The sequence below is a fragment of the Flavobacterium ginsengiterrae genome (assembly GCF_039539785.1).
Classification (GTDB): domain Bacteria; phylum Bacteroidota; class Bacteroidia; order Flavobacteriales; family Flavobacteriaceae; genus Flavobacterium; species Flavobacterium ginsengiterrae.
This window is the reverse complement of record NZ_BAABDU010000006.1, coordinates 282,950-297,673: the sequence shown is the minus strand read 5'-3', so window position 1 is coordinate 297,673 and position 14,724 is coordinate 282,950. Positions and strand designations below refer to the sequence as shown.

The 14,724-nt window shown below is 36.1% G+C and carries 8 protein-coding genes; 4 read left to right on the top strand and 4 right to left on the bottom strand.

Translation table 11 applies throughout. The annotated features are described in order from the left end of the window. Positions 1–236: 236 nt before the first annotated feature. The 4 genes from ABD859_RS17470 to ABD859_RS17455 all read right to left on the bottom strand — a co-directional run bounded on the left by ABD859_RS17470 (position 237) and on the right by ABD859_RS17455 (position 6,928). On the bottom strand, positions 237–1,058 hold the full coding sequence (locus ABD859_RS17470; protein ID WP_345145874.1) for an alpha/beta hydrolase: 822 nt from the start codon (positions 1,056–1,058) through the stop codon (positions 237–239). A gap of 42 nt (positions 1,059–1,100) precedes the next feature. Beyond that, positions 1,101–4,016, bottom strand: coding sequence for an FAD-binding and (Fe-S)-binding domain-containing protein (locus ABD859_RS17465; RefSeq protein ID WP_345145873.1), 2,916 nt, complete (start codon positions 4,014–4,016; stop codon positions 1,101–1,103). 96 nt (positions 4,017–4,112) lie between these two features. Further along, positions 4,113–6,041 carry a glucosamine-6-phosphate deaminase gene (nagB, locus tag ABD859_RS17460; RefSeq protein ID WP_345145872.1) on the bottom strand — a complete coding sequence of 643 codons (1,929 nt, stop codon included), beginning with the start codon at positions 6,039–6,041 and terminating at the stop codon, positions 4,113–4,115. A gap of 137 nt (positions 6,042–6,178) precedes the next feature. Further along, a complete protein-coding gene (locus tag ABD859_RS17455; protein ID WP_345145871.1) occupies positions 6,179–6,928 on the bottom strand; it encodes a DeoR/GlpR family DNA-binding transcription regulator in 750 nt (249 codons plus the stop codon). Between the two features lie 243 nt (positions 6,929–7,171). Between ABD859_RS17455 and ABD859_RS17450 the strand changes: the two genes are divergently transcribed. The 4 genes from ABD859_RS17450 (at position 7,172) to murQ (ending at position 14,616) form a co-directional block, all read left to right on the top strand. Beyond that, positions 7,172–10,459: a SusC/RagA family TonB-linked outer membrane protein gene (locus ABD859_RS17450; protein ID WP_345145870.1), complete on the top strand. Its 3,288-nt coding sequence runs from the start codon at positions 7,172–7,174 to the stop codon at positions 10,457–10,459. 25 nt (positions 10,460–10,484) lie between these two features. Then, positions 10,485–12,218, top strand: a complete 1,734-nt coding sequence (locus tag ABD859_RS17445) for a RagB/SusD family nutrient uptake outer membrane protein (protein WP_345145869.1) — start codon at positions 10,485–10,487, stop codon at positions 12,216–12,218. Between the two features lie 247 nt (positions 12,219–12,465). Beyond that, entirely contained in the window at positions 12,466–13,668 is a 1,203-nt protein-coding gene (locus ABD859_RS17440; RefSeq protein ID WP_345145868.1) for an exo-beta-N-acetylmuramidase NamZ family protein, read from the top strand. Between the two features lie 120 nt (positions 13,669–13,788). Beyond that, complete coding sequence (gene murQ, locus ABD859_RS17435; protein ID WP_345145867.1) at positions 13,789–14,616, top strand: N-acetylmuramic acid 6-phosphate etherase; 828 nt, start codon at positions 13,789–13,791, stop codon at positions 14,614–14,616. Positions 14,617–14,724: the final 108 nt, after the last annotated feature.

Here is a 14,724-nt window from a genome sequence, read left to right as displayed (position 1 = left end):
AGTTGTTTTTAGCAGAAATTAACCGCTGCGTTTTTTTTGCCACAGATTAAAGGATTAAAAATGATTTTTTATGCAGATACTAATCTGTGTTAATCTTTTTAATCTGTGGCAAAAAAAAATAAATCTTAATTAAATTGGTTTGAAAAAATTCCTAACAGGCTTTTACAACCTGTTAGGATAGGTAACCAACCTAATTTTATGCGATGCTTAATCGTATCGCAGCACATAAATTTTTATTATTTTATATTTTCCCTGAAGAAATTATTAAAGAACAGTAATTGAAACTTTAATGAATTTTCCCAATATTCCATATTATGTTTTCCCGGACGTTCGATATAATCGTGGTTTATTTTTAGTGCCAGCATTTTTTGATGAAGTTCTCGGTTTACTTCCATAAAAAAATCATCAACGCCGCAATCTATTATCAGTTTTAAATGATTGTCTTTTACAAGATCAAGCATATTGGTAACGGTATATTTATTCCAGTTTTCCGGATAATCTGTTATGGAACCCAGACGTTTTTTGATATCCCAGTTTTCCGGAAACGGACGAAAATCAACTCCGCCGCTCATACTTCCTGCTGCGCCAAAAACATCCTGATGTTTAAACGACAAGTATAAAGCGCCATGTCCGCCCATGCTCAAACCCGTTATAGCTCTGGCTTCTTTACTTGAATTTGTTTTGTAATTTTTATCAATAAAAGGAACCAACTCGTTAACTACATACGTTTCATATTTAAAAGAAGGATCGATTGGGCTGTCGAAATACCAGCTCGAAAAATTTCCGTCTACACCAATTGCTATAAAACCATATTGATCGACTTGTTTCCCAACTTCTTTAAAATCTTTTGCCCATGATGCATAATTACCGCTGTAACCATGAAGCATGTAAACAACCGGAAATCTGTTTTTGCTTTTTTTATAATTATCAGGAACGATTACACAGGTTTTAATATTCTTATTCATAGAAGAACTAAAAACCTGAATGGTATCAATTTTAGCTGCTTTTGCAGAGAAAAAAGTGAATGACAGAAGTAAAATACAAATTGCGTTTTTCATAAAATCTTTTTTTAAGCGGTTAGAAAGTCAAATTTGAGAAACTTATTTCAAACAATCTCTTAAAGTCGTAACCGGATGCATCGCTTTTCTGTTTGTTCCGTCAAAAATTTGATGACGACAGCTTGTTCCCGCCGCTGCAATTGATGTTCCGGCATCTGTAGCTCTGATTTTTGGAAACAAGGTATCTTCTCCCATCTGCATACTGATTTCGTAATGCTCTTTTTCATAACCAAACGAACCCGCCATACCGCAGCATCCTGAATTATAAATAGTAACGGTATTATTTTTTGGAATATTGAGCATCGCAAAAGAAGCTTCAACGGTACTCAATGATTTTTGATGGCAGTGTCCGTGAATTTTAATTGTTTTTCCGATATCAGAAAACTGTCCTTCGTGAATTTTTCCAGCTGTGATTTCTGTTTTAAAAAATTCTTCAACTGTAAATGTATTTTTTGAAAGTTTTTCGGCACTTTCTTTATCTGATGCCAATCGGATATATTCGTCTCTAAAAGTTAATATCGCCGAAGGTTCCAATCCAATTAAAGGAACTTCTGCAGAAATTAAATCTTTAAAAACGGCAACATTTTTATTGGCAATTTGCTGTGCTTCTTCCAGAAAACCTTTTGACAGAAATGCTCTTCCACTTTCTTCATGTTCAATAACAATTACTTCATAACCTAAAGCAGTCAAAAGTTCATAGGCGTCGATACCAACAGAAACATCATAATAATTGGTAAATTCATCACAAAACAAATACAGTTTTCCGTTTTTAAATGAATTGGTTTCTGCTGATTTTTTATTTTTTTCGTACCATTTTCTAAAGGTTTTTGGCGCCAATAACGGTACTTGTCTTTTTGGAGCAATTCCCATGCTTTTTTTAACCAAAGACAGATTTGCTGCAAAATTAGTTATTGATGGTGCAATGCTTCCAAACTTATTGAGTTTTGAATTGAAAGCAAAGATTTTATTGCGCACAGAAAAACCATTTGCTTTTTGATATTGGTATAAAAATTCTGCTTTTAAAGTGGCTACATCTACATTGCTTGGGCATTCGCTGGCGCAGGCTTTACAGCTTACGCACAATTCAAATACTTTGTAAAGTTCTTTATGATCGAATTTGTTTTCTTTTTCAGAATGGGTTAAATATTCTCTAAGCGCATTGGCTCTGGCGCGTGTTGTATCTTTTTCATTTCTGGTGGCGCGGTAACTCGGACACAAAGTTCCCCCCGCCGACGGTAATTTTCTACAGTCGCCAGAACCGTTGCATTTTTCTGCAGCACGCAAAATTCCTAAACTGTCTGAGAAATCCTGAATTGTTTTGATTTCCGGTTCTGTTCTTCCGGCTTCAAAACGAAGATTTTCATCCATTTTAGAAGCATTTACTATTTTCCCAACATTCAAAATTGTATTAGGGTCAAATGCTTTTTTTATTCGTTTGAGCAGTTCATAGTTTTTATCGCCAATCATAAAAGGCAGAAACTCGCCGCGCAGAATTCCGTCGCCGTGTTCACCGCTTAACGAACCTCTGTATTTTTTTACCAAATGAGCTACTTCTGTAGATATATTTCTAAACTGGTGTAAACCTTCTTTTGTTTTTAAATTAATTTTAGGACGCAAATGCAGTTCTCCTGCTCCGGCGTGTGCATAATAAATGGCACTTTGTCCGTGGCTTTCCATCATGGCAGCAAAATCGGCAATATAATTAGGAAGATCACTTAATTCTACCGCTGTATCTTCTATAGAATCAGCCGCTTTATCATCGCCCACAATACTTCCTAAAAGACCTAATCCCGCTTTTCGAACTTCGTTTACTTTATCAATATCGGTTCCGTAAATTTTTGGCAGTGCGTAACCAAAATTATGATCCTGAAGATCCTTAATCAAAGCATCGGCCTGTTGCTCTGCATCTTCCATACTTATATGCGATCCCACTTCGAGCATAATTACAGCTTTGGGTTCGCCCACAATAAAAAACCTGTTTTTTGCCTGTTCTCTGTTGGTTTTGGTACAATCCAGAATCGTATCGTCCATCATTTCGCAAGTGTACAAATGATGTTTCATAGCTGTAACGACCGCTTCCAGACTTTCGTGAATGGTATGAAAATGCGCTACAACCATAATACTATTGGTTGGCGGCAGATCATCAACTTTTAACGTTATTTCTGTAGTAAAAGCCAGAGTTCCTTCGCTTCCGCAAAGCAGTTTTCCTAAATTGATGGTATTTTCTGTTCCCGAAAAAAGTTCTGATTTCAGTAATGCATCAATCGCATAACCTGTATTTCGTCTGTGAATTTCAGGTTTTGGAAATTCTCTTATAATTTCTTCCTGATTTTCTTTATTGGAAAGTTCCTCGTAAATCGTTTTGTAGATTTTACTTTCAAGAGAATCGCCTTTTATTTTTTCCAGAAATTCTGCCGAAGTTAAATCTTTAAATACAGCAGTGCTTCCGTCGCTTAAAACGGCTTTTATCTCGACAATTTTATCGCGCGTAACTCCGTAACGTATTGATGTTGTTCCAGATGAGTTATTCCCAACCATACCGCCAATCATACATCTGTTTGTAGTCGAAGTAGTCGGGCTGAAAAATAAGCCATGCGGTTTTAAAAATAAATTCAATTCATCGCGAATTACGCCCGGCTGTACCGTTACGGTTTTCTTTTGCGCATCAAACGAAACGATTTTGGTAAAATGTTTAGAAACATCTACAATAATTCCGTTTCCTACGGTTTGTCCTGCCAGCGAAGTTCCTGCTGTTCTGGGTGTTATTGAAATATTATTTTTGGAAGCAAAGCGAATGATTTTTACAATATCTTCTTCGGTTTTAGGAACTGCCACTGCTTTGGGAATAATTCTGTAAGCAGAAGCATCTGTAGCATACAGTTTTTTATGAAGTTCATCATAAAAAAGTGTTCCTTCTAAAGAATCAGATAATTGTTGTAATTGAAGAGAATCAGGCATTTATTTGGTAATTGCTTGGGTAGTTAATTTGAGATTTTGATTTTAAACCTGAAGGAGTTTTAGAACTCCGTCAGATTCGTAAAACGTACAGCCTTATTAATAATCAAATCGTTTAAAAGCTTCGATAGCTTCATATTCTGCCAGTCCTAATTCATCGTATAGAACTGCTGTATTTTTATTTCGGTCTTCTGCCCTAACCCAGAATTCTCTTGAATCATTGCCCTGAAACATTACGCGGTCTTTTTGAGACTGGTGATATAAAATAGCATGGCGTTTCAACAATACTTCTGATGGAGAAAGCGGCACTGCCATGTCGATTTCGTGAATATCCCATTCGTGCCATGCACCTCTGTAAAGCCATAACCAGCAGTCGTCCATGTATTTCTCGGGTTTCAGTTCTTTCATCGCAGCGAAAATAGCATTCAGGCAGACTTCATGCGTGCCGTGCGGATCGGCTAAATCTCCTGCAGCAAATACCTGATGCGGTTTGATTCTGGCAATGATTTCTTTTACAATGGCAATATCTTCGGCTCCAAGCGGGTTCTTTTTTACCTGTCCGGTTTCATAAAACGGAAGATCTAAAAAGTGCGTGTTTTCATCTTTTAAGCCGATGTATCTTGTTGCTGCATACGATTCTCTTCTTCTAATAAGTCCTTTTAATTTGCGGACTTCAAGTGAATCAATCTGATTTTCTGATTTGTTGTTCAAAAACTCAATTACTGATTTGAAATTGATGTCTTTTGGAAGATCTGCACCAACAAAATCGTTGCATACTTCTGCAAATTTCAATGCCTCATCATCAGTTACGGCAATATTTCCGGAGGTTTGATATACAACATGTACATCGTGGCCTTGTTTTATCAGTTTTGAAAAAGTTCCTCCCATTGAAATCACGTCATCATCAGGATGCGGACTGAAAAGGATTACTCGTTTTTTTGCAGGATTGGCTCTTTCCGGACGATGCGAATCATCTGTATTGGGTTTTCCGCCCGGCCATCCTGTTATGGTGTGCTGTAAGATATTAAACATATTGATATTCAAATCATAGGCAGAACCTTCCTGCGCTAAAAGATCTGACATACCATTATTATTATAATCTCTATCAGTTAATTTTAAAATAGATTGTTTTGTTTTTTTACAAAGCCAAACAATGGCTTTACTTTTTAATTCTTCTGTCCAGATGCATTCTCCAACCAGCCAGGGTGTTTTAAATCGTGTTAATTCTGATGCTGCAGACTGGTCCAGAACGAAAGTAGCGTTGGGATGATTTTGTAAAAAAGTTGCAGGAACATCAGAACTTATTTCGCCTTGTATAGTTCTCTTAATAATAGAAGCTTTGTTTTGTCCCCAGGCCATCAATACAATTCTTTTTGATCTCATGATGGTTGAAACTCCCATGGTTATGGCTCTTTTAGGAACATTGTCAATTCCATTAAAGTCAGATGAAGCGTCAACTCTTGTAATGTGATCTAAAGTAATGATTCTGGTTCCTGAGTTAATGTGCGATCCCGGCTCATTGAAACCAACGTGTCCCGTACGTCCAATTCCTAGTAATTGAAAATCAAGTCCGCCCGCTTGTTTTATTTTCATTTCGTAATCAATGCAATATTGGTTTAAACCGTCTAAAGCAATTGTTCCGTCGGGAATATTTACATTTTCCGGTTTAATATCGATATGATTAAAAAGATGCTGATGCATAAAGTAATGATAGCTTTGGCGGTTCTCTTTATTCATTGGATAATATTCATCCAGATTAAAAGTGATTACATTGCTAAAGCTCAGTCCTTCTTCTTTGTGCATTCTCACTAATTCTTCGTAAACTTTTATAGGAGACGAGCCTGTTGCCAAACCCAGAACACAAGATTCGTTTGCTGCTTGTTTTGAAAGTATTAATTCAGCTATTTCTTGAGCGACATTTTTTGAAGCTTCGGCAGAATTCTCAAAGATTACATTATGATTTTTTTCAAATCGTGTTTCTTCAAATTTTCCCGGAATGTCGTAAGCCAAAGAAGTAGTGGTTTTCATAATATATCGTGTAGTTAAAATTAGTTTTAACAAATATATATACAAAAAACACAACAATTACATTATTTTGCGTTATTTAACAAAAATAAATTTAAATAACGCAAAAAAACGCAAAATTCATTAATCAGGCTTATGTACTATAATATAAAAACGCCTGCTTTTTTATATTCTTCAAGCCTTTCATCTTCCGGATCTAAATTAGTAACAATAGTATCTAATTGTTTTAAATCACAAACAACATGCGGCATTTTGGTATTTAATTTATTTGACGAAAACATCGACACAACCTTGTCAGACGCCTCTATCATTGCTTTTTTAACAATTGAGATTTCATACCCAACCTCTGTTAAACCTTGTTTTATATTAATACTGCTGGCTCCAATAAAACAAATATCGGCTTTAATTTTAGATACAACCTGAATCACATCCATACCAATTGTTACCATTGCGTTTTTTTGCATCTTGCCTCCAATAAAAATCAAATCAATATTAGGATGCTGAGACAGCTGCATAGCAATTGGAAGACTATATGTATATATGGTAGCTTTTAAATCTGAAGGAATAAGTTTTGCAAAAACCAAATTAGTGCTTCCGCCGCTCATTATAATAACCTGATCGTCATGCAGTAATGACAATGCTTTGGTTACAATTTGTTTTTTTTCTTCTTCGCCTGAAATATGTATATCAAAAACATCAGCTGATTTCTCTTTAACTTCTACCGCACCGCCGTACACCTTCTCCAACAGCTTCTTGCTGTCGAGTTCGTTTAAATCTCTTCTAATTGTGTCTTCAGACAAGTCCAGAGCCAAAGCCAAATCAGTTGTGACAACTTTCTGTTCTTCAGCAAGCTTAGTCATTATATATTTATGTCTTTCGGCTTTCAGCATTTTTAAAAAGTTAAAATTCAGCACAAATATATCAAATAATTCTATTGAAAGCAGGTCATTTGTAAGAAACTGCAATAGTTTGCGTTTTTAACGATAAAAAATAAAAGCAGAAAAAATTAACATATAAAAAATGCGTTATTTTGCGTTATTTAAGTTAAATTTTAAAATAATTTACATAAAACTGCATTTGTATGCAATAAATAAATATATTTGCTCAACAACCATTAAAAAAACCAAATAATCATGAAAAAATTATTCCTTATTTCATTGTTGGTTTTGTTCATTCAAGCAACATTTGGGCAAACAAAAACAATCACTGGAACTGTAAAAAACAAAGCAGACGGTATTCCTATTCCTGGAGTTACTGTCCTGATTCAGGGTACATCAAATGGCACAACCACCGATTTTGATGGAAACTTCAGCATCAGCGTTGCTCAAGGCAGAAGTCTTGCCTTTAGCTATATGGGTTTTGAAACTTCTGTAGTAAAAGTTGAAGGACAGGCAAAAATTAATGTGAATCTTTCTGAAAGCACTTCAAAACTAGATGAAGTTGTAGTAGTGGGATTCTCTTCTCAAAAGAAAACAAATTTAACCGGAGCTGTTGCCTCAATCGACGTAGCTAAAACAATTGGAAGCCGACCTCTTACTGACGTAAGTAAGGCTTTACAGGGAACTACACCGGGAGTAAATGTTAGTTTTAACTCAGGAAATATTAACCGTGCCGCAACTATTAATATTCGCGGGGCTGGTACAATTAATGGTTCTGACGCTCCTTTAATATTAGTAGACGGTGTTCCAACCGATTTATCTCTTATTAACCCAAATGATATCGCTACGATGTCTGTACTTAAAGATGCGGCTTCGGCTTCTATTTATGGTGCCCGTGCGGCTTTTGGGGTAGTGCTTATTACGACTAAAGGAGGAAAAACAGGCGAAGGAAAAGTGAGATTTTCTTATACTGCCAATACGGCTTTTACGAATCCTATTTCCACTTTAAAATTTTTGGATCCAACACAAGAAATTCCCGGATTAGTTGCCGCAGGAACACGTACAGATGGTGCTGTGCCGGAAATTTTTGGTGCCAACTACAATACTCTGCTTGCGGGTATTAAAAACTGGAAAGAAAAGTATGCAAATAATCGTACCAGCAATGAAATGGTTTATGGTGAAGACTGGGAAATTAAAAATGGTACTCCTTACTTTTACAGAGTTTGGGATGCAAACAAAGAATTATATGCAAGCAATGCGCTGCAAACCACTCATAACTTATCTGCACAAGGTAATTTAGGAGAAAAAAGTTCATTCTTTGCTTCTGTTGCATTTGCAAGCCAGGAAGGTATGTTAAGAGTAAATCAGGAACAAAGACAAAGAACTAACATTAACTTGGGTTTCACTACAAAATTAGCTGACTGGCTTACGGGTGATTTCAAAGTAATGACAATTAACAGTACTTACGATCAGCCTTTTAACTACTACGGTGGTTCTGGAACGGATGATACAAGTTACGGAGGTTATTTTGGTTACGCACTTCGCTGGGGTCAGTATTTTCCAAACTTTGGAACTTACAGAGGATATAATTTCCGTACTGCAGGAGGATATTTATCTAATGCATCACGAAACGAAAACATTAAACGTAATAATAGGTTAAGCGCTAAATTTACAGCCGATATTACAAAAGATTTGAATATTATTGCTGAAGTAAGCAGTGTAAATGAATCTTATAACAGAAAACAAAACGGTGGTAAATTTCTGGCTTGGGACAGCTGGTCTGCAATGCCTTATGATGCTACTACAATTCAAACTGCAACACCTGCAACTCTTGAAGCAGGAAATGATTATGTAGCACAATCAAAATCTGAATCGACTACGAATGTGGTTAACATTTATGGTAACTACAAAAAACAGTTAGGAAACCACAACTTTAAATTCTTAGCCGGTTTTAACTCAGAGTGGCAGGATTTCTCTCGTAATTATGCAAGAAGAAATACACTTTTAGATAAATCAAAACCAGAATTTAACCTTGCTGTTGGTGAGCAGTTTGTTTCAGGATCTGCTAATAAAGATTTAAATCCGACAGAAACAACGTATTCAATTGCCGGTTTCTTTGCTCGTGTAAATTATGATTATAACGGAATCTATCTTTTAGAACTTAATGCCCGTTATGATGGTTCTTCAAAATTCCCAACTACTGAACAATGGGGCTTCTTCCCTTCTGCATCTGTAGGATATAAAATTGTAAACGAGAAATTCATGGAAAATACACGCAGCTGGTTAAGCGATCTTAAACTTCGCGCGTCAATTGGAGCAATTGGAAATCAAAACGTAGGAAACAATGCTTTCTTGTCTATATTAAACTCAACAAACCCTTCATGGATAAACAGCGGAAGCACTTTACCTCCATCTATGGGATTACCAACGAATGTTGATCCAACTTTAACTTGGGAAAAAGTTTATACAAAAGATATTGGTATCGATATTAAAATATTTGATATGCTTGGTGCTTCTTTCGACTGGTACCAGCGTGACACAAAAGGAATGTTAGCTCCTGGTATTACACTTCCGGGATCGTTTGGACAAAGCGCGGCCCAGACTAACTCTGGAAACATGAGAACAAGAGGATGGGAACTTTCTTTAAACTTCAACAAACAATTAAGCGAAACAGCTTCTGTATTTGTTGATGTAGCTTTATCTGATTACAAATCTGTAATTACAAAATGGAACAACAGTTCTAAATTATTGGCTCTAGTTACACCTACAACTTATCCTTATTACGATGGTTATGAAATTGGACAAATCTGGGGTTTAACTGCCGACAGACTTCTTCAGGCTGATGACGTAATTACTAATAACGGTAAAACGGTAAATGGTGTTGATTACTCTAAAACAATGGTGGGTAACTTTAAATACGGAGCAGGAGATGTTCATTATGTAGATCTTGACGGCGACGGAGTTATAAGCCGTGGTGCAGGAACTGCAGATGATCACGGAGATTTGAAAAAAATTGGTAACACAACACCGCGTTACAAATACGGTATTACTTTAGGTGGGAAATTCCGCGGATTTGATGTTTCTGCTTTCTTCCAGGGAGTTGGTAAACGTGATTACTGGGCGGCTTCAGATGCTGTACTGCCTTTTTACCGTGCACCTCAGCAAATGTATGAGAATCAGGCAGATTACTGGACTCCGGAAAACACTGGGGCTTACTGGCCAAATCCATACTATGGAAACGAAGCTAATACGCTTGGTTCAGGTACTTCGGGTTCAAACAACTTTGTTACGTCTACAAGATATTTATTAGATATGTCTTATTTCCGTCTTAAAAACTTCAGCCTTGGATATTCACTTCCAAAAGAATTGGTTAAAAAAGCGAGATTAGACAAAGTTAGACTTTACACTTCAGGTGAGAACTTAGTGACTTGGGCAGATAAACGTCTTCCGGTTGATCCTGAAATCGACGAAACAGAAGTTTTCTGGGGAAGAGCTTATCCTTATACCAAAACATGGTCTATTGGTGTTGAGCTTGCTTTCTAATAACTAACATTACAAAACTCTTAAAATGAAAAAATCAAATATAAAATCAAGATTTCTGCTTTTGTTTGCTGTTGCTGCAGCATCAATGACCGCAGTCAGCTGTTCAGATTATCTTACAGATGATCCTGCAGATAAATTTACAAACGATAACTTCTGGCAGTCAGAAGATAACGTAAAAACCTTTTCATGGCTTAATTACGATACTTTTTACGGTTACGGAAACGGAACCACAATTGGACTTTCATTTTTTTATTATCATGGAAGTGATTATAGAGTAGACGATAACTTATCGGCATTTACTTTTTATCAAATGCCAATTACTGCGGCTACTACAAATGTTTATTCTTGGAATGAATACTACACACTTATCCGCCGTTGTAATTTGATGCTTGAAAAAGTACCTTCTATAGCGATGCCTCAGGAAAAAAAGAACCACTACATTGGTGTTGCTAAATTTTTCAGAGCATATACCTACTTTCGTTTAGTTCAAAAATTCGGCGATGTTCCTTATACAGATAAATATTTAGCACAGGCAGATGCTGAAGTTTATGCTCCGGCAAAACCAAGAGCTGAAATTATGGATAAAGTAATTGCAGAACTTCAGGAAGCAGCAGATTTAATGCTTGTTTCTGAGGATAAAAATGTTACTGCAAACAAATACACAGCTTATGCGGCTTTAAGCAACGCCTGCATTTACGAAGGAACTTACAGAAAATACCATTTAGGTCAGGACGGAAGTACTTATCTTAACAAAGCAAAAACAGCCTCATTGGCAATTATGAACAATCCGGCTTACAAATTAAATGCAGACTGGAAAGGATTATACAATTCTGTTGAATTATTAGGAAATACCGAAGTGATATTGGCAAAACGTTATTTAACAAACGTATTAATGCACTCTCTTCAAAACTATACAAATACATCAACAATTCAGTATGGTTTAACAAAATGGGCTGCAGACAGCTATGTAACTACAAACGGATTACCAATTCAGCAGACTGGAAATACTCAGTTTACAGGCGATGAAACCGTTACTAAAGCATTTGCAAACAGAGATCCGCGTTTTGGTAAAACAGTAAATCCGGCTAATTATGGTTACAAAGGAAAACCTTTTGGAACAACCGCTTTAGTTTCTATGTCAGGATATGTATTTGAATTGTACAACAACCCTGCAACAACAGGTCCTGATGTTACAACAGGAGGACGTAACTATACTGATGCGCCACTATTTACATTAAGCGAAGTATACTTAAATTATGCCGAAGCTTGTGCTGAATTAGGCACTGCAACAAATAACGACCTTGATATTTCAATTAACAAAGTACGTATTCGTGCCGGAATTGCACCTTTAACTACAGATGGAACAAATGCTTCTGCAGGAGGAATCCAAATTAATGATCCAAGAAGAACTTCGGCTTTAGAGCAGCTTTCTGGTGTTGTAAATCCATTAATCTGGGAAGTTCGTCGTGAGCGTCAAATTGAGTTTATGAGCTGGACAACTTTAAGACAAGCCGATATTTACCGTTGGAAAAAAGGTGATTATTTAGACACAAACAAAAACCCGGATGTAAATCTTGGAGCAAGAATTGGTACTCCTGTTGGATCGCAAACTGTTGTTGATGCTAACGGATATGTAAAAATTTATCCGGTAAGCACCAGAACTTTTGAATCTAAACATTACTTAATGAATATCCCTACTAATGATATCGATTTATACAAAGCTCAAGGTGTAGAATTAAAACAAAACCCTGGCTGGTAAAAATCTGAAATCTATAAAATTATTTGCCCCACAAATAATACAACTGCCTCTGGACCTAAAATTTACCAGAGGCAGTATTTAAAAAAATTTCATCACCCGCTGATGAAAACCGAGAATAAATCCAAATCTGAAAATTCAGATTCCCATAACTGCAATACCTGCTGCAAAACACAAAAACATCAAAAGCAATTAAATAATGCCTAATTTTATTAGTCCATTATGGGCTTAACTATTAACTGTAATTACAATGATAAAATTCATAGCAAAAAGTGTTCTTATTGTAACTTCTTTCATATTTACAACTTCGTATTCTAATTCGTTTTCAGCAGTTACAAAAAATAACACAACAGAAACAAATGCACCGGAAATTAAAACCGGAGCAGATAATTACGAAAAATATTTACCGCTTTTAAAAGATAAAAAAATAGGAATTGTAACCAATCAAACCGGAATTTTATCTAACAAAACCCACGTGGTAGATTTTTTATTAGAAAAGAAAATTGCAGTACAAACTATTTTTGCTCCGGAACACGGATTTAGAGGAACCGCAGATGCAGGTGAACATATTGTTGACGGAAAAGATCCTAAAACCGGTTTACCTATTATCTCATTATACGGCGATAATAAAAAACCAAAACCTGAACAGCTGGCAGGAATCGACATTATGATTTTTGATCTTCAGGATGTCGGCGCGCGTTTCTACACTTATATTTCTTCACTGCATTATGTAATGGAAGCCTGTGCAGAAAACAATGTACCGCTTATAATTTTAGACCGTCCAAATCCTAACGGAAGTATTGTCGACGGCCCGCTTTTAGAAAAAGAATTCACCAGTTTTGTGGGTATGCATCCAATTCCGCTTCTTCACGGAATGACTATTGGCGAATATGCACAAATGGTAAATGGCCAGAAATGGTTAAAAAATGGCGCACAATGCAAACTAACTGTTATTCCCTGCATTGATTACAAAAGAACCATGCCATACAGTTTATTGGTAAAACCATCTCCAAACTTACCAAACGATCAATCTATAAATTTATACGCCAGTTTATGTCTTTTTGAAGGAACAAATGTCAGCATGGGACGAGGCACTGAACAGCAGTTTCAAATTTACGGTTCGCCGTATTTAACAAAAACCAATTTCAGCTTTACACCAAAACCAAATTTTGGTGCTAAAGATCCGCTTTACAACGGAAAAGAATGTTTTGGAGAAGATTTAACATCATATCCTAAACTCACTCAATTAGAATTAAAATGGCTTATAAAAGCCTATCAAAATACAAGCGATAAAACAAAATTCTTCAATGCTTTTTTTACCAAACTTGCCGGAACCAAAAAACTCCAGCAGCAAATTGAAAAAGGTGTTTCTGAAAAAGACATCAGAGCAGGGTGGAAAAAAGATTTAGATGCTTTTAAAAAAATGAGAACAAAATATCTGATTTACAAATAACATATTCATTCAAAAACCACAAATCGACTATTTTTTTTACCAGAAATAGAGATTATGAATGCAAACCGCGGAGCTTACTATCTAACCAATTGAAGCTTAAAACCAAAAAAAAAAAGAAAAATGAAAAATAAAAATCCTGAAACTGAACAAGAATCTTTGTACAAAGACTTGGATCAAATGAGCGTGAAAGAACTTCTTACCAACATTAACACAGAAGACAAAAAAGTTCCTCATATAATTGAAGAACAGATACCAAAAATCGAAAAACTGGTTAAAGCTATTGTAAAGAAAATGCAGCTGGGCGGCCGTTTATTTTATATTGGAGCCGGAACTTCAGGACGAATAGGAATTTTAGACGCATCAGAATGCCCGCCTACTTTTGGCGTGCCGCATGATATGATTATCGGAATCATTGCCGGAGGTGATACAGCGATTAGAAAAGCCGTTGAAAATGCCGAAGACGATACAGAACAGGCATGGAAAGATTTAGCCAAATTTGAAATTTCAAGTCTGGATATGATTATCGGAATTGCAGCTTCTGGAAACACACCTTACGTTTTAGGCGCTTTAAAAAAAGCCAAAGAACACAATATTAAAACCGGAAGTATTTCCTGCATCAGCAACGGACTTATTGCGCAGGAAGCTGATTATCCTATTGAATTAATTGTAGGCCCTGAATTTTTAACCGGAAGCACCCGAATGAAAGCCGGAACAGCGCAAAAACTAACCTTAAACATGATTTCTACTTCGGTAATGATTAAACTGGGGAAAGTAAAAGGCAACAAAATGGTCGACATGCAGCTTTCTAACGAAAAACTGGTGAAACGAGGCATTAAAATGATTATGGAAGAACTTGAAATCGAATATGATCTTGCCGAAGAATTACTGCACAAACATAAAAGCGTTAGAGCTGTTTTACAGGCTCAAAACAAAAATATGGAAATCTAAAAACCACACATTAAAATCTTTTTATAGATTTATACAAATCAAAAGCTGAATTGTTATCTTTTGAGTTTTTAACGACGACCTGACAGCTTTAAAAATCCGTCAGGTCAA